Consider the following 20,247-nt stretch of genomic DNA (forward strand, 5'->3'; position numbering starts at 1 on the left):
TCCAATTGACGATTGGACTAAATTATACTTAAGAGCATTTGGACAAATCCGGCTTAAAAACAGGATTGCAGATTTAAGTAAATAGGTACTGGATACTTTATTTAATTTTTTTTAATATTTATTGAAAAAAATAATGGCTATAAGGTTGAAAAATATGTATATCATAAATTAAATAACTTTGTATAATAATGGCTGACTGTGATAACGGCAAATACGAAAGTTAGATATTTTGAAAAACTAACAATTGTTGGCGTTTTTTGAAAAAACCTGGAGCAATTCTGTGAGAGAAAGGGAATCCAAGCATACAAACTCTACCGAAACAATCGTTAATGGGTCTAACCCCCTAAGCAAATTAACGAATATAAGTTCCAATCATTCCCTCGAATTACAAAGTGTAGAGGGTGATTCAATGGGCTTATCTCCAGGGGAGTTGATGCTTGAAAAAAACCCAGAGTTGTCTTCTTGGATAAAACAGAAAAATGCTAATTCCGATGGCGAGTCATTGGATTTTAAAACTCCACAAGCCGAAAGTTCTCAGGTTAATAGTTCGGATTTAGATCTACCAAAAATTTTAGTAGTTGATGACCATGCGGCTAGTCGGATGACTGCTGTGGCACTGTTGGGAATGGAAGGGTACGAAGTGATTGAAGCTGACAGTGGTTTAATGGCAGTAGACATAGTTGCACAACAACAACCAGATCTGGTGTTGCTGGATGTAATGATGCCAGGAATGGATGGGTTTGAAGTCTGCCAGATTCTCAAACAAAATGAGCATACAAGGCTGATTCCCATAATTTTTATTACTGCTTTAAATGATAGGCGATCGCGCATTCGGGGGATTGAAGTTGGTGCAGATGATTTTCTCACCAAACCCTTTGATCGTGTAGAACTAGTCGCGCGTGTTAAATCTCTCGTTCGTCAGAAGCGGCTGAATGAAGACTTAGATCATGCTGAAAAAGTACTATTTTCAGTTGCAAGAGCGATTGAAAGTCGAGATCCTAATACTGGCGATCACTGCGAACGGTTGGTAAAACTCGGACAAGCTTTTGGTGAATACCTCTGTCTCTCACGCAGTCAAATTCGGGATTTGATGTGGGGTGGCTATCTGCATGATATTGGCAAAGTAGGCATACCTGATGCCGTGCTATTGAAAAAAGGCAAACTTACCCCCGAAGAGTGGGAGATTATGAGACAGCACGTTTCTATTGGGGAAAAAATCTGCCAGCCACTACGCAGTATGCGCGGTGTCATTCCCATTATTCGCCATCACCACGAGCGCTGGGATGGAACAGGTTACCCTGATGGTCTTCAAGGTAATAATATTCCCTATCTGGCACAAGTATTTCAGATCATTGATATTTATGATGCTCTCACCAGTGAAAGACCTTATAAAAGAAGTTTTACCCTAGAGGAAGCACTTAATATCATGCGAGAAGAAACTAATTCTGGTTGGCGCAATCCCGAACTCGTGCAACAGTTTATAGATTTCATCACCACAAAAGTTGGTTAGCGGGCTGATGCCATGAAGTTCATTTTGAAGCTAGCCTAGTATGATAAACAGGAAAGGATATTTCAAATAAACTTGATGGATTCTCTCACCACTTTAACTTCTGAGGCGATCGCTGCTGGCTTTCATGCACTTTCTGAACCTTTGCGAATTCAGGTTTTGGAACTGTTGCGCGAGCAAGAACTGTGTGTGTGTGACTTGTGTGCAACTTTAGGAGTTACTCAGTCAAAGCTATCTTTTCACCTGAAGACTCTTAAAGATGCTGGCTTAGTGCGATCGCGTCAAGAAGGGCGCTGGATTTACTACAGCCTGAATGTAGCTCAATTTCTCGTTCTCGAAGAATATTTATCTGATTATCGCCGCCTAGCTAAAATCTTACCTGCTCGACCCTGCGAAAATTACTAATAGTACATCAAGTTTTTTTGATGAATTTTTATATTCTGGTAGTTGACAAGACACGGACATATCAAGTTTCATTGAAATGAGACTTATAAACATTTAGCTACAACACAGGGTGGAGAGATGGAAGCCAAACTCAAGCAATTGGCTCTCGCACTGGGAATGATGACTTTAATTAGTAGTTGTGCAGGTAGCTCAACTTCTAGTACCGAAAGTCAACAGCCCTCAAATGCTATTGAAGCTAGTAATATTACCAAAGCTGGCACGAAGATAAGAATTGATGGTTCTAGTACGGTATATCCAATTACCCAGGCGATCGCTAAAGAGTTTCCCAAAGACTCCAATGACAAGCTGCAAGTAGAAGTAAAATTTTCTGGGACTACCGGCGGATTTGAAAAATTCTGCGCTGGCGAAACAGATATCAACAACGCCTCCCGACCGATTTTGCTCTCAGAGATGGAAGCTTGCAAGAAAAATGCAGTAGGGTACATAGAGCTTCCTATAGCTTTTGATGCCCTTACCGTTGCTGTTCATCCGCAAAATAACTGGGCAAAAGATATCACCGTTGCAGAATTAAAGAAGATTTGGGAACCTGCGGCTGAAGGGAAAATCACCAAATGGAACCAAATACGCCCATCTTGGCCAGATCGTCCTTTGACTTTGTATGGTGCGGGTAAAAAATCTGGTACTTTTGACTACTTTACAGAAGCGATTGTAGGTAAAGCTAGATCATCTCGCAACGACTATACAGCTAGTGAAGATGATGAGGTACTGGTAAATGGGATACGCAAAGACCCTAATGCTTTGGGTTATTTTGGCTACGCATATTACGAAAAACATCAAGATAAGTTAAAAGCACTCTCCATTGATAACGGAAAGGGTGCAGTATTGCCATCACGTCAAGCTGTAGAGAAAGCCCAGTATCAACCACTTTCTCGGCCTTTGTTTATCTATATCAATCCTCAGTCTTTACCAAATAGAGGAGCGCTATACACGTTCACAGATTTCTATATTAAGAACGCACCGAAAGCAGTGAGTTCTGTGGGTTATATACCTTTACCAGATGATGGCTACCAGGTCAATTATGTTCACTTGTATAAAGGCAAAGTAGGAACAGTATTTGATGGCAAAGCCGAAATGAACTTAACAATTGGTGAGTTGTTACGCAAAGAAGCGAAATTTTAGCAATTCCTGTTAATTGTAGGTGAATTTCAATGAATGATAATTCGCAAATTAGTACAGCCAGAATCAAGGCAGGAAGCAATCTGAGCTTTTTTGAAAAATACCTTACTGTTTGGGTATTTTTGTGTATCTTTTTCGGCATATTCTTAGGTAGATTATTTCCAGGGATAGCAGTAGCTCTTGATGCCATGAGCCTGTATCAAGTATCTATTCCCATAGCTGTATGCTTGTTTTTCATGATGTACCCCATCATGGTAAAAATTGACTTTACACAAGCAGCAAATGCTATCCGCGCCCCCAAACCAGTGATTCTGACCTTAGTAGTGAATTGGTTAATTAAACCATTCACGATGGTGATATTTGCGCAATTCTTTTTAGGATGGTTATTTCGTCCCTTGATAAGTGCAACTGAGGTGATTCGTGGCAGCGAAGTCACACTGGCTAATTCTTACATTGCTGGCACCATTTTATTAGGAATTGCGCCTTGTACAGCGATGGTGTTGATGTGGGGATATCTTTCCTACGGCAACCAGGGACACACTTTAATCATGGTGGCAGTAAATTCTCTGGCGATGCTGTTTTTATATGCACCATTGGGTAGATGGTTATTAGCAGCGAATGATTTAATTGTGCCCTGGGAAACCATTGTTTTGTCTGTATTAATTTATGTGGGCTTACCTTTAGCAGCGGGAATGTACAGCCGTTACTGGATTTTTAAATACAAAGGTAAAGAGTGGTTTGAAAGAAGATTCCTCAAGTATCTCACCCCAGTGGCGATTACGGCTTTATTGTTAACTTTAGTACTGTTGTTTGCATTCAAGGGTGAACTAATAGTTAACAATCCCTTGCATATTTTATTAATTGCTGTACCACTGTTTATCCAAACTAATTTTATTTTTTTAATTAGTTATGTAGCCGCATTAAAGCTGAATTTATCCTATGAGGATGCAGCACCGGCAGCATTAATTGGAGCTAGTAATCATTTTGAAGTTGCTATTGCCACGGCTGTGATGTTGTTTGGTTTAAATTCGGGTGCAGCACTGGCTACAGTAGTCGGGGTTTTAATCGAAGTTCCAGTGATGTTAATGTTAGTTGAATTTTGTAAGCGGACAGCACCTTGGTTTCGGCGAGAGCCGCAAAAAGCAACATTACCAGATCCGCGTTGTTTTGGTGCTTTTAAATAATTACCAAATGGTATTACTTGGATTAAACCAAGGCTCGAATAAGGCTCAAACTAATGGAGCAAGAAACAATTCAACCAATTTTAGAAAACCTGTGGTGGGTAATTCCAGGGAAACTAGCAGGTGTTCGCAAGCCCATAGCAGAGGAGTTGACAGAGTTACAAACAGCAGGGATAGAGGCAATTGTCTCCGTTATGGATGATTCCTCCAACTTAGATTTGTATCAAACGGCGAATATTCCTTATCTGTGGTTGCCAATTAAAGGTGGTACTACACCCAGCTTGGAGCAACTTCAGGATTTACAAAATTTCGTTGATCATCAAAATATACTTGGTAACGCTGTTGCAATTCATTGCACCAATGGTAAACGACGAACGGGGACAATACTAGCTGCTTACTTGATTTGTACTGGCTCATCTTATAACGATGCAATCGAGGCGATTGGGCGTGCAAACCCCGAAATCGAACTGCGAGAAACCCAACACAACTTTCTAAAAGAATTAGAGCAGGGTAGACAAATAACATAACTCATACCATTTTGGATTTTAGATTTTAGATTTTGGATTGTGAAACATCTATTGGATAAGCGTTTCAGATTTCCATCTGTCGCAATCATTTTCAAATTGGTATCACCTACTAATCGTTGCTGGTGACGACGTAGGTAGAGAGCAAAGCTTTTGACAACACAATCATATTTTTTTAATTAACGGTAGGAAAAGTAATGAGCATTCGTATTGCTATTAATGGATTCGGTAGGATGGGACGGCTGGCTCTGCGTGCTGCATGGGGTTGGACAGAATTAGAGTTTGTTCATATCAATGAGATTAAAGGTGGAGCAGAAGCGGCCGCTCATTTACTCAAGTTCGATTCTGTTCATGGGCGTTGGAAACCAGAAGTAGAAGCACAGGGAGAACGCATTCTTATTGATGGTACACCCTTAAGCTTTAGTGAATATTCCCAACCTGGTGAAGTGCCTTGGGAAGACTTAGGCGTTGATATTGTACTGGAATGCTCCGGTAAGTTTAGGACTCCCGCTACCCTAAACCCTTATTTTAAGCGAGGAGTACGGAAGGTAATTGTGGCTGCTCCTGTGAAGGAAGAAGCCTTGAATATTGTTATGGGGGTTAACGATCAACTTTATGAGCCAGATCGGCATCATCTGCTAACTGCAGCTTCTTGTACAACTAACTGTTTGGCTCCAGTTGTCAAGGTAATCCATGAAGGTTTGGGAATTAAACATGGAATTATTACCACAATTCATGATAATACTAATACTCAAACTATCGTAGATGCGCCACACAAAGATCTGCGACGGGCACGAGCTACCAGTCTTTCTCTAATTCCTACTAGTACTGGATCGGCAACTGCGATCGGCTTAATTTATCCCGAACTCAATGGCAAACTCAATGGTTTAGCAGTACGAGTGCCATTACTCAACGCTTCTTTGACAGATTGTGTATTTGAAGTTGCGCGATCCACCACAGTAGAAGAGATTAATAGTTTGCTGAAAGCTGCTTCTGAGCAAGAACCTCTGAAAGGTATTTTGGGCTATGAAGAGCGTCCTTTGGTATCTATCGACTACAAAGATGATCCTCGTTCTTCCATTATTGATGCCCTCTCCACAATGGTGGTAGACGAGACGCAAGTGAAAATACTTGCTTGGTATGACAACGAATGGGGCTATGCCAACCGGATGGTTGAACTCGCCCGTAAGGTGGCTTTGAATCTGAAAGCTTGAAATATTTTCATTCAAAAATACTCTGCGTTTAAATCTCTGTTACCTCATGGTTTCTACTACAGCTCATAGTGCCAATTTCAAGAACTATATCCTAGTCACCCTCGCCTACTGGGGCTTTACCCTAACTGATGGTGCCTTGCGAATGCTGGTGTTGCTATATTTCAACCAAATTGGCTATACCCCAATACAAATTGCCTTTCTGTTTTTGTTCTACGAAGTCTTCGGAGTTGTCACAAACTTTTTAGGCGGTTGGATAGGTTCCCAGTTCGGATTGAAGGTAACACTTTATAGCGGCATCGGATTACAGATTTTTTCTCTAGTCATGCTGTCTTTCCTAAATCCAGATTGGGTACAGTGGATTGCAGTTGGCTATGTGATGGTGGCACAGGCATTTTCTGGGATTGCTAAAGACTTGACCAAGATGAGTTCTAAAAGTGCCATTCGGTTGGTAGTACCCCAGGATGCTCAATCATCTTTGTTTAAATGGGTGGCAGTGCTGACGGGTTCTAAGAATGCCCTCAAAGGAGTTGGCTTTTTTATCGGTAGCGCTCTGTTAGGGGCGGTTGGCTTCATCAATTCCCTGTGGATTATGGCCGGGGGACTTTCCTTGATTATGTTTTCTGGGCTAATGCTGCCTAAAGGAATGGGCAAAATCAAGAAGAAAGTCAAGTTTAGTCAACTGTTTTCCAAGAGTGAAGAGATTAATATTCTCTCAGCTGCACGATTTTTTCTCTTTGGCTCTAGGGATGTGTGGTTTGTTGTGGGATTGCCAGTATTTTTACGTGGCGTTTTGGGCTGGTCATTTTATCAGGTCGGTGGATTCTTGGCTTGTTGGGTAATTGGTTATGGCATGATTCAGTTCTTAGCACCAACGCTAATTCAGCGATTTGGTTCTGGTCGTCCACCACAATCAAAGACTATCCAGTTTTGGACATTTACTTTAACAGCAGTTCCAGCTGCGATCGCACTTGCTCTCCAATTAGGTATACCTGCAAATATTGCGATCGTTGGCGGACTCTTGATTTTTGGCATCGTGTTTGCCTTTAACTCAGCAGTTCACTCTTATTTAGTGTTGGCTTTTACTGATGATGACAAGGTAGCGCTGAACGTTGGTTTTTATTACATGGCAAACTCAGGTGGTCGATTAGCTGGCACTGTTTTATCAGGTTTGATATATCAGTTTTTCGGTTTAGTGGGCTGTCTGTGGACATCAATGTTCTTTGTACTAGCCGCAGCATTGATTACTCTGAAGCTACCCAATCCTCAACCAAGTAAAGCGATCGCCTGGAAAGCAGGGGATGGAGATTAAAACAGTTGTCTAGTGCCAAATTATTAAATTATTTAGCACTAGATCCACCCCCGGAAAAACTGTATGATTAGGCTCTAAAAGGCAGAACGTTGATGGACAAGAATAACTCATCTGCACTAGAGCGATCGCGTCTTTTGCAATTATCCTTTCTCTACTCTGTACCGATTGGGGTGTTAGGAGGATTAATTGGCTTGGGGGGTGCAGAGTTTCGCCTACCAGTATTGGCTGGTGTCTTGGGTTATTCAGTACGGCAAGCTGTACCCCTAAACCTAGCTGTGAGCTTGGTGACAATTGCTGCATCTCTAGCAATTCGGGGTAGTACCCTCTCCTTTAGCTCAGTTATTCCGTTGTTACCTGCGGTATTTTCCTTAATTTGCGGAGCGGTTATTACTGCCTTTTTCGGCGCAGCAATGGCAGGAAAGCTTTCAAATGAGCAGCTTGAGAGAATTATCCTAGTGCTATTAGTATTTATTGGCGTTGCCCTAATAGTTGAAGGTTTTCTTCCCCAAAAAATACCAGCCCTTCTACCTCCCAGCTTGGTTTGGCGCATTGGAGCAGGTATCTTGTTTGGTTTAGCGATTGGGCTGGTAAGCAGTCTCCTTGGGGTTGCAGGTGGTGAAATAATTATTCCAACGCTGGTTTTTGCTTTTGGTGCAGATATTAAAACCGCAGGTACAGCTAGTCTTTTGGTTAGCTTACCCACAGTACTGGTGGGGGTGGTGAAATATGCCAGTCGTGGGGCGTTTGCAAACCGTGCAGCTTTGAGGAATACCGTTGCGCCTATGGGAGTGGGTTCGGTAATTGGCGCTGTTATTGGCGGAATGCTTGTTGGGGTTGTTCCCGCGTCAGTACTCAAAATTACACTAGGGGTAATTTTAAATGTCTCTGCGTTTCGAGTGTTTCACAAAGCTAAATCTCACAATTCATAATTAGTTCAATCTGGAAAGGTTAGAGCTTTTCGTAATATCTCAAACCTTGCTGGTACTAATCGATAGTAAATCCAAGTACCGCGTCGTTCTTTCTCTAGCAAGCCAGCTTCATACAACACCTTGAGATGATGGCTGACAGTAGGTTGAGATAAACCCAGTGGCTCTACCAATTGGCAAACACAAGCTTCTTGTGCAGGTTGAACTGCAATATAACTGAGCAACTGTAACCGAGCCGATTCGCCCAGTACGCGAAATAACGCCGCCATTTGGGCGGCTTCATCTGGCTGCAATAGGTTTTGCAACAGGGAAGAACAACAGCTTGAAGTAGAGTTTGCAGAATTCATACTTATATATTGACACTTATCAATATAGTTGGCAATATATAGATATACATAAATATTGATGACTATCAATTTAAGGAGAACTGCGATGTCCCGTGTACAACTGGCGCTGAATGTAAGTAATATTGATGCTGCGGTTGAATTCTACAGCAAGCTTTTCGGTACTGAACCAGCAAAACGCCGTCCTGGTTACGCCAACTTTGCGATCGCCCAACCGCCTCTTAAACTTGTATTGATTGAGAATTCGGAAGCAGCTGGAAGTCTTAACCATTTAGGTGTGGAAGTAGAGACGACTGGGGAAGTAAACACAGCAACCGATCGCCTGCAACAACTGGGACTACAAACTCGGACAGAAGAACAAGTAACTTGTTGCTATGCTCTGCAAGATAAAGTATGGGTGCATGATCCAGATGGCGCACCTTGGGAAATTTATAAAGTTTTGAGTGACTCACAAGTACGGGATATCAAACCTGTAGAAGTCAGTCATAAAAGCTGCGCCTGTTCTTAATTTGTAGCTCTGCACTTATTTATCTGTATGTGGAATTTTTATGACAACATTTGACCATCCCCCCAGAATTTTGTTTTTGTATGGTTCTCTGCGCGAGCGTTCCTATAGCCGCTTGTTAGCAGAGGAAGCGGCTCGCATTATTGAAGAGTTTGGCGCAGAGGTAAAGTTTTTCGATCCCAGGGAATTACCAATTTACGGTAGCGTTCCCGACACTCACCCCAAAGTGCAAGAGTTGCGCGAATTAAGCCAGTGGTCAGAAGGACAAGTCTGGTGTAGCCCAGAGATGCACGGTCAGATTTCTGGCATTATGAAAAATCAAATTGACTGGATTCCTCTAAATATTGGAGCTGTTCGCCCGACGCAAGGGAGAACTTTGGCTGTGATGCAAGTAAGTGGTGGATCGCAGTCTTTCAACGCTGTCAACACCTTGAGAATTCTGGGGCGCTGGATGCGGATGTTTACTATCCCCAATCAATCCTCGGTGGCTAAAGCTTATCAGGAGTTTAACGAGGATGGTAGCATGAAAGATTCGCCTTACCGCGATCGCGTTGTGGATGTGATGGAAGAACTTTATAAGTTTACTCTGTTGCTCCGAGACAAAGTAGACTACCTCACCGATCGCTACAGCGAACGCAAGGAGAAAGCCGCAAAACAAATAATTGAAGTAGCAAACCAAGCTCTGCGGTAATAGCTTTAGATATAGATCTATTGACTGGGTATTTCAGTCTATGATGATTAGCTGGTAATATTTGAGGCTCAATCTCAAAACACCAAGCGTACAAGCGCAATTCATTAATAGCTGAAAGCTAAGTTATGGTAGTTGTAGCAATTCTAGCGGCGGGACGCGGCACAAGGATGAAATCAAACCTACCCAAAGTATTACATTCTTTGGGTGGGCGATCGCTAGTTGAAAGAGTTATTAACAGCGTAGAACCTCTTTCTCCTTCACGGCGGTTAGTCATTGTCGGATATCAGGCACAGGAAGTGAAAGCTGCTATGCAGTCAATTCCTGGTTTAGAGTTTGTCGAACAAACCGAACAAAAAGGAACTGGTCATGCAATCCAGCAATTACTGCCTCACTTGCAAGATTACACAGGGGATTTAATTGTCTTAAACGGTGATGTGCCCTTATTAACTAGCCAAACCCTGGAAAATCTCTGGCAAACTCACCAAGAACATCAAAATGATGCCACTATTCTCACCGCATACTTGCCTGATGCTAAAGGTTACGGGCGAGTTTTTTGCGATAGTGAAAATATAGTGCAACAAATTGTGGAAGACAAGGATTGCACCAGTGCGCAAAGACAAAATCGCCGGATTAATGCGGGGGTTTATTGCTTCCGGTGGCAAAATTTAGCCAAGGTTCTGCCCCATTTAGAGGCTAATAATAGTCAAAAAGAATACTATCTCACCGATGCAGTCACTCAAGTAGGTAAAGTGATGGCGGTGGATGTCCAAGATTATCAAGAAATTCTTGGGATTAACGATCGCTTGCAACTCGCAAATGCCTACGATATTTTACAAACCAGAGTTAAAGAAAAATGGATGTTGGCGGGTGTCACGCTGATTGATCCTCAGAGTATTACCATTGATGACACTGTAGAATTGCAGCCAGATGTAATTATTGAACCCCAAACTCATCTACGTGGTGATACTGTAATTCATGCAGGCAGCCGCATCGGCCCTGGTAGTTTAATTGAAAATAGCCAATTAGGTGAAAATGTTACCGTACAGTATTCCGTAATTAGGGATAGCTTTGTGCAAGCAGGAAGCCAGATAGGCCCCTATAGCCATTTACGCGGTCAGGCTAAAGTGGGTGCAGGCTGCCGTATCGGTAATTTTGTAGAATTGAAAAATACTCAATTAGGCGATCGCACTAATGTAGCTCATTTGTCTTATTTAGGCGATACAACGGCAGGTACTAGAGTAAATATCGGTGCGGGTACAATTACTGCTAACTATGATGGCGTGAAAAAACACCCAACCAAAATTGGCGATCGCACGAAAACTGGTTCTAATAGCGTTTTAGTTGCGCCAGTCACCTTGGGTAATGATGTTTACGTCGCTGCTGGTTCAACTATCACAAAGGATGTCCCTGATGATGCGCTAGTAATTGCCCGTGCGCGTCAGGTAGTCAAACCTGGTTGGCGCAGTAAAAGCGCTGAGAGTAAGCCATAAGAAATGCGAGCTGAGATACTGCGACATTCTCAATAACCGTAGGCTGGGCATTGCCCAGCCTACGGTTATTTAATTGTGACACCTGCGTAAGTCCTGTAAAAAAATATCTCCATTATTAACTTACCAAGCCCCCAACCTTGTAGGGGCGGGGTCACCCCCACCTGTGTCAACTTAAGCTAAAAGCTATATACAGCGAGTGTTGTACAAAAACCCTCGCGCCCTAATCCCCTAACCCCTTCTCCCTGAGGGAGAAGGGGAATTAAATCTCTTGCTCCCCTCTCCCTGAGGGAGAGGGGTTGGGGGTGAGGGCAAAACCTTGTCACAAAGCGGGTTTCACGTTAAGTTGACACCAATGGGTCACCCCGCTCCTACCGTCTGTCGCATTCTTTTTTCAAATTCGTATCGTATAGCATTACAAAATAACACAAAAAACTTTCTGCTAACGGGAATTTAGTTCTCAAACCGCAATTTGTTTTCTCAAACCGCAATTTGTTTTCTCAAACTGGAGTTTGCTTTCTCATTTCAGTATATTCAGCAAGCAAAAGCTAATATTGTTTTCTCAAACCTGAGTTTGCTTTCTCATTTCAGTATATTTAGCAAGCAAAAGCTGATATTGCTTTCTCAAACTGGAGTTTGCTTTCTCATTTCGGTATATTCAGCAAATATACAAATTAAATCTTTTCTCATGTCGAGAAATGAGAAAATATCCGGTAAAAACCAATACCAGATATTGAATATGCAAAAAACCAATCTATTGTAGGGGTTTAGTATTGCTCATACTTGTCAACTTAATGTGAAACTACGCCAAATCCATAGCCCGCCTCCCTTATGAATTTGGAGTCTAATAGCAAAAGTAAGCTAAAGCTAATTAAAAATTATCATTTATCCCCAGTTTACTTTAGTAGGGGCGGGTTCACAGATATGCTCCAATAATTCACCACTATCTCGCTTAAGCCGCCCCTACTTGGATTATTAGTCTTGGAATTCATTCCAAGGCGAGCAGGTAAGCCTTGCAATCAGCCATCTGTGACTTAAGTTGACACGTATGAAGCACTGCTAAACCCTGCTCAACTGCATAGCGCCGTTATATTTTTTATATAAAATAGCACTATAATCTTGTATCCCTACGTATATTTATCATTGATAATAATTTATCGCCAATCATCTATAACAAACACATCTGGGCGATTATACCCTGGTTCATTCGGTCGATGCATAGCTACACCAATATGTTCGCTACGATACCCACGAGCGAGCATTCTCCGATAAGCTTCATCACGGCTAGTATTCACCCCACCCACTAACTTAGACATTCCTTGGGTAACAGTTAACTGTTCGCACAAATCTAATAACTGCTCAAAACGTTCTCCAGCATTTTTTGGCGATCGCACTACACCAAACTTAATAAAACAAGTATTACTACCAGCTTCTGTATCTGCGCCGTAATGACAAACTGCAAATCCGGCTAAACCGATATCATCCCAAAATAAAACTGTATCGCCTAGTGCTTGCTGTTGCACCGCCTGAATTTCCCTAGTGACATCTAACCCTTGATAAATCGAATCAGTTAGCTGGTAACTCGCTTTCAGGAATTCTTCACGTTCATTTTCAGTTAACTTGGAGTATCTCATACCTGGGGCTATGGGCGCAGAAGACTGCACTGTCTTACCCATGATGTAAGTTAAAAAACGTAAATGAAAGCCAAATTTTTGATAGAGTGCGTGATGCTTAGCACTGGTAGCAAAAGTATATAGTCCAGCTAAGCGAGTATCCCATTGGGTAAAACAAGCGATCGCAGCTTCTATGAGTTGTTGTCCGACTTTTTGCTGCCAAAAATCAGGATGAACGCTTAAAGGGCCAAAATAACCAAAACTTCCCCAATTAATCACCAAATTAGAACCGATTAATCTCCCATCAAATTCAGCGGCAAATACTGCATTTGGATGAGCGTGCCAACGATGAGGAATGTAAGTTGCATCTCCAGCAAATTTACTGGGTTCTGGTAAGCCGATAAAAGTGCCAAAAGCCAACCGAAAAATATAGTCAGCATCAGCTAATTCATGTGCCTGGAGTAACCTAATAGAAGTGTTCATTTTTGATTATGGATAATTTTTTTCAGGCGATCGCTGCCTAGTTTAATATAGTCGGCAATGCCTGAGATGATTTTTTAATCGTGCGGCGCTTGGCGACAACACACCCTACATTTAAACTAGCAGCCCCTAGTCCCTAGTCCCTAGTCCCTAGTCCCTAATTCTAAAATTTCTGTAGTTGCTGTTAATAATTTTCCTAATTCCACTGGCTTAGATAAGTGCATTTGAAAACCGGCAGCAATAGCTTGTTTTTGATTTATCTCCCCAGCAAAAGCAGTCAGTGCGATCGCGGGAATTGTTCCTCCTTGTTCTGGTGGCATAGCCCGAATTAAACGTATTAGCATATAGCCGTCAATTCCTGGCATTCCAATATCACTTAACAGTAAATCTGGGTGAGATTTGGCAATTATTTCTAAAGCTTCGCCAGCAGAATGTACTGCTGTGACTGATGCTCCTAAATCTTCGAGCATAATCGTGATAAATTCACCTGTATCGCTATCATCATCTACTACTAAAATTCGTAAACCTGCCAAATTTTCATACTTATTTAATGTTCCATTATCGCTAGCAATTATTGGTGGATTGGGCATTAACGGTAATTTCACAGTAAATTTTGCCCCCTTACCTTCTCCTTGACTTTCTACTTGCACAGTTCCACCATGTAACTCTGTGAGATGACGCACAATTGCTAGTCCTAATCCTAAGCCACCGAATTCTCTGGTAATTGTGCCATCAGCTTGGCGGAAATATTCAAATACATGGGGGAGAAAGTCTAAGCTAATACCTTTACCATTATCTTTGACTTGAATTACAGCATGGCTATCTACTTGTTCTAGCCTTACTTCTATCTTTCCTCCTGATGGTGTAAATTTCACGGCATTAGAAAGTAAATTCCAAACTATTTGCTGTAAACGAGCCATATCCCCAGCCACAAAGCCAATGTTTGGATCTAAACAAGTTTGAAGTTGAATATTTTTAGCTTCTAATGCTAAATTTACAGTCTCCAAAGCTGCTGTAATAGTATTAACTAAATTAACTGATTGAATATTTAAAACCATTTTCCCTTGTTGAATGCGGGAAACATCTAATAAATCTTCAATGAGTTGAATTTGTAACTTAGCATTGCGCTCGATAATTTCTAAGCCGCGAAATAATTTTTCTCCCTCATATTTATACATTTTAATTAACGATGTCCAACCTAAAATAGGGTTGAGGGGAGTACGTAATTCATGGGAAAGTACGGCTAAAAATTCATCTTTGAGTCGGTTAGCTTTTTCAGCTTCAGCCCTTGCAGCTTGTTCTCTATTTAATAACTGTTCCCGTTCTACTTCTGCTTGTTTGCGTCTAGTGATATTTCTAAAAAAGATACCCAACCCATCTTCTGAGGGATAAGCATGAGCTTCAAACCATTTATTATCAGTTTCAGAAAAAGCTTCAAAATGTACTGCAATTTCCTCAGTTAAGGCTCGATGATATTCAGAATCGAACTTTGTCCCTTGAATATCCGGCCACTGTTGCCAAAAATTTTTACCCAAAAGTTTATCTGAGTCTACACCGATAATTTTGACTGCTTGTTGATTGACATAAGTTATTTGCCAATCTTGATTGACAGCAATAAAAGCATCAGTCATGCTTTCGAGAATATTCGCCAAACGTTGACTCAGAGATTGTTCACGCTGGAGTAATTTATCTTTGTCTCGGTTAGATTCCTCCAGGCGAATATTAGTTTCTACTAGAGAATCATTCAGGTATATCAGTTTTTCTGAAAGTTTAGCACGGGCTTGATATTCACCAAGTCTGACTCTTTCTACTGCTAATGCAACTTCGCTTTTAGCTTTTTCTGTAATTGCCGTTCCTACCAATAACCCAACAGCACATTGCACTAATAAACTTAGTTTATGAACATGTAAAACTTCTGCGGGGACTGGGAAATTGGGCATTAAAATCGCATTAGGATAGACAATAAGATAACAAAATAAAGTTACCAAAACGCAGAATGTAGAAATTACCATCCCACTGGTAACACCAAAGCGACTTGCAGCCCATAAAACAGGAATAAAGCTGAAAAAAGATAATTGTTGGAATCTAAAGCCTGTGTGCTGAGTTTGGGTAACGGTAAGAATGGCGATCGCTACACACAATAAAATAATGATGCTAATTTCAATATTGAATCGCTGCGACTGCTGAAAGTTCACCGTATTCAGGCTAGAATCTGCGGCTTCTCTATGATCTATCCATCCCCTAGACTGGAAAAATGGCGTTAACACTAATAAAGCAGTTGGTGTAATTGCCATCACTCCCATAGCATTACCTAACCACCAATGAGGGATACTTTGCGCCAAGCTAGCCAAGGGCATTTTTCCGGTAGCTACTAAACTTAAACTACCAATCACAGCTATAGTAGTGCAAGCTGCTATTGGTACGCTTAAGGTAAAAATTGCCGCATCTCTGAGGTTATTTAACCTCAACGAACCTCGTTTTACACGACGATAGAGTAACCAAGCTACAAAAGGTTCTATACCATCAGTAAAACCAATGAGTTGTTCCCAACCATACAAGCCCCAAAACGGTGCCATCAAAAACGATGCCAACCCTGTAAGCAAGATACCATAAGGCCCTAACCAAAAAGTCAGCGCGATCGCCACACCTGATGGCGGAAACCATAAAGATACACCAGGCTGAATTCGGTAGATTAGGGCCATTTGATGAGCCAAAATTAAGGCTAATAACCCTAAAAATGTAATCGCAAGCCTTCTACGCATAGTTATAAGCAACAAATCTCCTGATTTTTAGCTCAAACGTCGTTGCAACCACAAACCTAATAACGGCAAAGCTAGTTTATAATCCTGCTCTGCATTGTAAATTAAACCCTTATGCTGTAAACCAGTCAACGCACCTTGTAGGCTGCCACCTCTTGAGAGTCCATGTTTTTGAATATATTCTTTACTTTGCGGTTTTTCTGTGGGATCTAAAGCTAAACATTCCAGCAAGTGTACCTGATTTGCTGGTAATAGCATCAGTAATGACTCAAAAGTAATCGATAAATCTTTGAGTAATCCGGCAATAGCTTGTTGTACATGTTCTTCTGTAATTAATTCATCAGCAGGGCACAAAGTTTGCAAGCGGCGAATCAATGCCATTGCATCACCTATATGTCCTTGTACTGCATCTAAGAAGAGTTGTAAAGCACAAGAACGAGAATCAAATTTTAATCCCTGTGTATGTAACATCTCCCTTGCCCATAATCCTAAAACATCTTTAGCTAAGGGAGGTAACTGTATAATTTCTAAAGGATAGTTCGCCTCATCTGTATGCTGGCTCGTCTCGGCAATAGTGGCAATCAAAACATAACTAACTTCCGTTTGCGCCTTAATTTCTCTACGAAATGTTACTTCCCACAAATTATTGCGATCCCAAGAGCGAATGTGGGGAAAACTCTGCAAAATTAATACTACTCGTTGCTGTAAATCTACGGCGATTATTTGTGTTAATTGCAATAATAATTCAAATGATTGCCATAACTGTTTTTGGTTGAGGGAAGGCAATATTTTGAGTTTTCCTTCAGGATTCCCAATAAAAAACTCGCTAGCATTCTCAGCTACCCAGCTGTGGATTTTTTCTGGTTGCCAATTTTGGCTAATCGTCTCCGCCAACAATTGGACAAATCGCTGTCCATCGATAGCGCGGATACAATCTATTTCCAAGGCGATCGCACCTACTTCTTGAGCCGCACCTCGCACTAAAGTACGCCTCCCACTCCCCGGTACTCCCGTAATCAGCAAATCACCATCTCGCGCCAGCACTTCGACAACATGCTGAAATTCCGCCGATCGCCCGATTAATTGCAAAGGAGTAGCCAAGTCCAAAATATACCCACCTGCTGAATGCAGCCCTATCTGTAACGCCAAGCATACTAAGTTGTGGGAGTAGTGGGCAACCGTGGAATTGGTTGGTGGTTGACGGTTGACGGTTGACTGTTGTTCTATGCCTAATACCTATGATTATTATTGAAATGTTTTAGTGTCTATTCAATTTTGACACTAAGTTTTCGTGTTATACAAAATATAACACTTGAAAAAAAGGTAATAAAGAGTTATGGCTCCAGCTGTATCTACCATCGCTCCAGAAGATAAGCAGCTGACTGTTTGGCATGGCTTGGATATTTCGGAAGCGATCGCGCGTTTGCAAAGTGATGCTGAATATGGGTTGAATGATGCAACAGCAGTTATGCTGTTGAATACATTGGGCGCAAATGAACTGGTGGCGAAGCCGGGTAAACCTTGGTGGTTGAAGTTTCTGCTGCAATTTAACCAACCGCTATTAATTATTTTGTTGTGTGCGGGGTTGGTGAAGGCGGTAACAGGTAGTTTTGTCAACGCTGGGGTGATTTGGGGTGTGACGACTACTAACGCCATTATTGGCTTTATTCAAGAGTCAAAAGCCGAAAGTGCGATCGCGGCTTTAGCCAAAGCCATTACTACGGAAGCCACAATTATCCGTGACGGTCAAAAAATTCGCATCCCTTCCCGCGAGTTAGTCCCTGGAGATATTGTATTACTCACCTCTGGCGATAAAGTCCCAGCAGATTTACGGTTAATTAAAGTAAAAAATTTGCAAATCGATGAATCTGCGTTAACTGGGGAATCAGTAGCCATAGAAAAACATACCGCAACCTTAAACCCAGACACCGCCCTAGCCGAACGGAAAAACATGGCTTACGCAGGTGGTTTTGTTACCTTTGGACAAGGTACGGGAATTGTCGTAGCTACAGGAAATGAGACGGAAACCGGGCGCATTTCCCAGCTAATGGAGCAGCATACCAACCTTTCCACACCTTTAACCAGAAAATTTGATAAATTCAGTCAAAATTGGTTGTATATGGTGCTAGGGCTAGCCACCCTGTGCTTTTTCGTCGGCTTAAGTTCTCGCAGCCTTCAAGATGCGTTAGAAGCGGCGGTAGCGTTAACAGTCAGCGCCATTCCCGAAGGTTTACCAGCAGTGGTGACAGTTACCCTCGCCATTGGCGTTTCCCGGATGGCGCGACGCAATGCAATTATCCGCAAATTACCGGCTGTAGAAACCTTGGGTAGTGCAACTGTCATTTGTTCCGATAAAACCGGAACTTTGACAGAAAACCAAATGACAGTACAAGCCATCTATGCAGGAGGACATCAATATACTGTTACAGGTGTAGGTTATGCACCAGACGGGGAAATTCTCAACGATGAGAAACCTGTAGATTTGAACAGCGATAAGGGTTTGCAAGAATGCTTAATCGCCGGCTTACTCTGCAATGATTCCCACCTAGAGACGAAAAATGGTAGATGGGTAGTCATGGGAGATCCTACCGAAGGTGCATTAATTACAGCTGCAAACAAGGCTGGATTTAGCCAGCCCACCTTAATCAAGCAAATGCCTAAATTAGATGGGATACCCTTTGAATCAGACTTTCAATACATGGCGACTTTACACGCCACACCCAAGGGTAAAACCATCTATATCAAGGGTTCCGTCGAGGCAATTTTGCAGCGCTGCACTTTGATGTTAAATACAAATGGACAACCTCGTCCCCTCGATTGTGTTGAGACATTAAAACAAACTTCCATCGAACGGGAAGTGAATATTATGGCGCGACAAGGCTTGCGGGTGTTGGCGTTAGCGAAAAAGCCTGTTAGCGATGCGCAAAATACAGTAGATCGTGCAGATATTGAGGATGGCTTGATATTCTTAGGCTTACAGGGAATGATCGATCCGCCCCGTGAGAGTGCAATTAAAGCCGTGCAAGCCTGTCAATCAGCCGGAATTCAGGTGAAGATGATTACCGGAGATCATGCTATCACAGCTCAGGCGATCGCTCGTCGTATGGGCATCAACAACAATGGTTCAGTTCTCGCCTTCACAGGTGCAGAACTAGCAAAAATGGAACCAACAGAACTCGCCCAAGTCGCCGAAGAAGGTGTAGTCTTCGCCCGTGTCGCCCCCGAACAAAAGCTACGTTTAGTCGAAGCCTTACAATCAAAAGGCGAAATCGTCGCCATGACAGGAGATGGTGTTAACGACGCACCCGCCTTAAAACAAGCAGATATCGGGATTGCGATGGGTGGCGCAGGTACAGAAGTTGCGAAGGAAGCCGCAGATATGCTGCTTACCGACGATAACTTTGCTTCCATAGAAGCAGCTGTAGAAGAAGGGCGTGCGGTTTACAAAAACCTCATCAAAGCGATTTGCTTTATTTTGCCTGTTAACGGTGGCGAATCAATGACAATTTTGATTAGCACATTATTAGCCAGAGATTTACCGATTTTATCCTTACAAGTCCTCTGGCTAAATATGCTCAACTCCATCACCATGACAGTACCCTTAGCCTTTGAACCCAAAGGACAAAACGTCATGGAACAAGCACCGCGCCATCCCAACGAACCGTTATTATCAGCAAGTCGGTTAAAGCGGATTTTAGCAATTTCATTATTTAACTGGATTGTGATATTTGGCGTATTTGAATATATCCGCCAAACCACAGGCGATTTAAATTTAGCGCGGACGATGGCGATTAATTCTTTAATTGCTGGGCGGATATTTTATCTGTTGAGCATTAGCCAATTAATCCCCAATTTAATTGCCAAAATGGACGGCACAATTCAAGAGAATGTGGATGTTCCTGCCATTGCTTTCGGGATTTTAGGGGCGATTATTTTGCAAATTGTCTTTGCCCATGTGCCGTTAATTAATTATGTGTTTGAAACAGCGCCTTTAAGTTGGCAGCAGTGGTTATTCTGTTTAGGTGTTGGTTCACCGATGATTCTTTGGGCAGCCTTTGTTAATCGTATCGATCCGCCCAATTAATAGTAGGGTGGGCAATGCCCACCTAATTTTTTAATTAAATTG

General features: G+C 42.1%; 16 protein-coding genes. 12 read left to right on the forward strand and 4 right to left on the reverse strand.

Translation table 11 applies throughout. The annotated features are described in order from the left end of the window. The first annotated feature begins 409 nt into the window (after positions 1-409). The 8 genes from H6G41_RS14080 to H6G41_RS14115 all read left to right on the forward strand — a co-directional run bounded on the left by H6G41_RS14080 (position 410) and on the right by H6G41_RS14115 (position 8,245). On the forward strand, positions 410-1,510 hold the full coding sequence (locus H6G41_RS14080; protein WP_374939430.1) for a two-component system response regulator: 1,101 nt from the start codon (positions 410-412) through the stop codon (positions 1,508-1,510). A gap of 75 nt (positions 1,511-1,585) precedes the next feature. After that, a complete protein-coding gene (locus tag H6G41_RS14085; protein ID WP_190746806.1) occupies positions 1,586-1,912 on the forward strand; it encodes a helix-turn-helix transcriptional regulator in 327 nt (108 codons plus the stop codon). Positions 1,913-2,029: 117 nt separating this feature from the next. Then, complete coding sequence (locus H6G41_RS14090; RefSeq protein ID WP_190746807.1) at positions 2,030-3,091, forward strand: PstS family phosphate ABC transporter substrate-binding protein; 1,062 nt, start codon at positions 2,030-2,032, stop codon at positions 3,089-3,091. Between the two features lie 29 nt (positions 3,092-3,120). Next, positions 3,121-4,272 (forward strand): ACR3 family arsenite efflux transporter, encoded by a 1,152-nt coding sequence (gene arsB / locus H6G41_RS14095; RefSeq protein ID WP_190746808.1) that lies wholly within the window; start codon positions 3,121-3,123, stop codon positions 4,270-4,272. Positions 4,273-4,325: 53 nt separating this feature from the next. After that, positions 4,326-4,796, forward strand: coding sequence for a dual specificity protein phosphatase family protein (locus tag H6G41_RS14100; protein WP_190746809.1), 471 nt, complete (start codon positions 4,326-4,328; stop codon positions 4,794-4,796). Positions 4,797-4,990: 194 nt separating this feature from the next. Next, positions 4,991-6,007, forward strand: coding sequence for an ArsJ-associated glyceraldehyde-3-phosphate dehydrogenase (locus H6G41_RS14105; protein ID WP_190746810.1), 1,017 nt, complete (start codon positions 4,991-4,993; stop codon positions 6,005-6,007). Between the two features lie 46 nt (positions 6,008-6,053). Beyond that, positions 6,054-7,316, forward strand: coding sequence for an organoarsenical effux MFS transporter ArsJ (gene arsJ / locus H6G41_RS14110; RefSeq protein WP_190746811.1), 1,263 nt, complete (start codon positions 6,054-6,056; stop codon positions 7,314-7,316). Between the two features lie 92 nt (positions 7,317-7,408). After that, complete coding sequence (locus H6G41_RS14115; RefSeq protein ID WP_190746812.1) at positions 7,409-8,245, forward strand: sulfite exporter TauE/SafE family protein; 837 nt, start codon at positions 7,409-7,411, stop codon at positions 8,243-8,245. Positions 8,246-8,250: 5 nt separating this feature from the next. Here the strand turns inward: H6G41_RS14115 and H6G41_RS14120 are convergent, their stop codons facing one another. Beyond that, entirely contained in the window at positions 8,251-8,589 is a 339-nt protein-coding gene (locus tag H6G41_RS14120; protein ID WP_190546836.1) for a helix-turn-helix transcriptional regulator, read from the reverse strand. Positions 8,590-8,674: 85 nt separating this feature from the next. Here H6G41_RS14120 and H6G41_RS14125 point away from each other — a divergent pair, with 85 nt between their 5' ends. The 3 genes from H6G41_RS14125 (at position 8,675) to glmU (ending at position 11,272) form a co-directional block, all read left to right on the forward strand. Further along, on the forward strand, positions 8,675-9,094 hold the full coding sequence (locus H6G41_RS14125; RefSeq protein WP_190746813.1) for an ArsI/CadI family heavy metal resistance metalloenzyme: 420 nt from the start codon (positions 8,675-8,677) through the stop codon (positions 9,092-9,094). A gap of 40 nt (positions 9,095-9,134) precedes the next feature. Continuing rightward, a complete protein-coding gene (arsH, locus tag H6G41_RS14130) occupies positions 9,135-9,782 on the forward strand; it encodes an arsenical resistance protein ArsH (protein ID WP_190746814.1) in 648 nt (215 codons plus the stop codon). 125 nt (positions 9,783-9,907) lie between these two features. Further along, entirely contained in the window at positions 9,908-11,272 is a 1,365-nt protein-coding gene (gene glmU, locus H6G41_RS14135; RefSeq protein WP_190746815.1) for a bifunctional UDP-N-acetylglucosamine diphosphorylase/glucosamine-1-phosphate N-acetyltransferase GlmU, read from the forward strand. A 1,151-nt stretch (positions 11,273-12,423) separates the two neighbouring features. Here the strand turns inward: glmU and H6G41_RS14140 are convergent. From H6G41_RS14140 to H6G41_RS14150, 3 genes are all read right to left on the reverse strand, one after another. After that, positions 12,424-13,365, reverse strand: a complete 942-nt coding sequence (locus H6G41_RS14140; protein ID WP_190746816.1) for a GNAT family N-acetyltransferase — start codon at positions 13,363-13,365, stop codon at positions 12,424-12,426. Positions 13,366-13,505: 140 nt separating this feature from the next. Then, complete coding sequence (locus H6G41_RS14145; RefSeq protein WP_190746817.1) at positions 13,506-16,124, reverse strand: MASE1 domain-containing protein; 2,619 nt, start codon at positions 16,122-16,124, stop codon at positions 13,506-13,508. A 27-nt stretch (positions 16,125-16,151) separates the two neighbouring features. Beyond that, complete coding sequence (locus H6G41_RS14150) at positions 16,152-17,228, reverse strand: ATP-binding protein (protein ID WP_242037929.1); 1,077 nt, start codon at positions 17,226-17,228, stop codon at positions 16,152-16,154. A 229-nt stretch (positions 17,229-17,457) separates the two neighbouring features. Here H6G41_RS14150 and H6G41_RS14155 point away from each other — a divergent pair, with 229 nt between their 5' ends. Then, positions 17,458-20,205 (forward strand): HAD-IC family P-type ATPase, encoded by a 2,748-nt coding sequence (locus tag H6G41_RS14155; protein WP_190746819.1) that lies wholly within the window; start codon positions 17,458-17,460, stop codon positions 20,203-20,205. Positions 20,206-20,247 lie beyond the last annotated feature (42 nt).

Origin of the sequence: Tolypothrix sp. FACHB-123, assembly GCF_014697075.1 — a bacterium.
Taxonomy (GTDB): Bacteria; Cyanobacteriota; Cyanobacteriia; order Cyanobacteriales; family Nostocaceae; genus Aulosira.

Coding starts and splice junctions, on each gene's coding strand:
- H6G41_RS14145 (WP_190746817.1), bottom strand. CDS start 16,124: ATGCGTAGAAGGCTTGCGATTACATTTTTAGGGTTATTAGCCTTAATT.
- H6G41_RS14155 (WP_190746819.1), top strand. CDS start 17,458: ATGGCTCCAGCTGTATCTACCATCGCTCCAGAAGATAAGCAGCTGACT.
- H6G41_RS14140 (WP_190746816.1), bottom strand. CDS start 13,365: ATGAACACTTCTATTAGGTTACTCCAGGCACATGAATTAGCTGATGCT.
- H6G41_RS14125 (WP_190746813.1), top strand. CDS start 8,675: ATGTCCCGTGTACAACTGGCGCTGAATGTAAGTAATATTGATGCTGCG.
- arsJ (WP_190746811.1), top strand. CDS start 6,054: ATGGTTTCTACTACAGCTCATAGTGCCAATTTCAAGAACTATATCCTA.
- H6G41_RS14120 (WP_190546836.1), bottom strand. CDS start 8,589: ATGAATTCTGCAAACTCTACTTCAAGCTGTTGTTCTTCCCTGTTGCAA.
- glmU (WP_190746815.1), top strand. CDS start 9,908: ATGGTAGTTGTAGCAATTCTAGCGGCGGGACGCGGCACAAGGATGAAA.
- H6G41_RS14090 (WP_190746807.1), top strand. CDS start 2,030: ATGGAAGCCAAACTCAAGCAATTGGCTCTCGCACTGGGAATGATGACT.
- H6G41_RS14115 (WP_190746812.1), top strand. CDS start 7,409: ATGGACAAGAATAACTCATCTGCACTAGAGCGATCGCGTCTTTTGCAA.
- arsB (WP_190746808.1), top strand. CDS start 3,121: ATGAATGATAATTCGCAAATTAGTACAGCCAGAATCAAGGCAGGAAGC.
- arsH (WP_190746814.1), top strand. CDS start 9,135: ATGACAACATTTGACCATCCCCCCAGAATTTTGTTTTTGTATGGTTCT.
- H6G41_RS14100 (WP_190746809.1), top strand. CDS start 4,326: ATGGAGCAAGAAACAATTCAACCAATTTTAGAAAACCTGTGGTGGGTA.
- H6G41_RS14105 (WP_190746810.1), top strand. CDS start 4,991: ATGAGCATTCGTATTGCTATTAATGGATTCGGTAGGATGGGACGGCTG.
- H6G41_RS14085 (WP_190746806.1), top strand. CDS start 1,586: ATGGATTCTCTCACCACTTTAACTTCTGAGGCGATCGCTGCTGGCTTT.
- H6G41_RS14080 (WP_374939430.1), top strand. CDS start 410: ATGGGCTTATCTCCAGGGGAGTTGATGCTTGAAAAAAACCCAGAGTTG.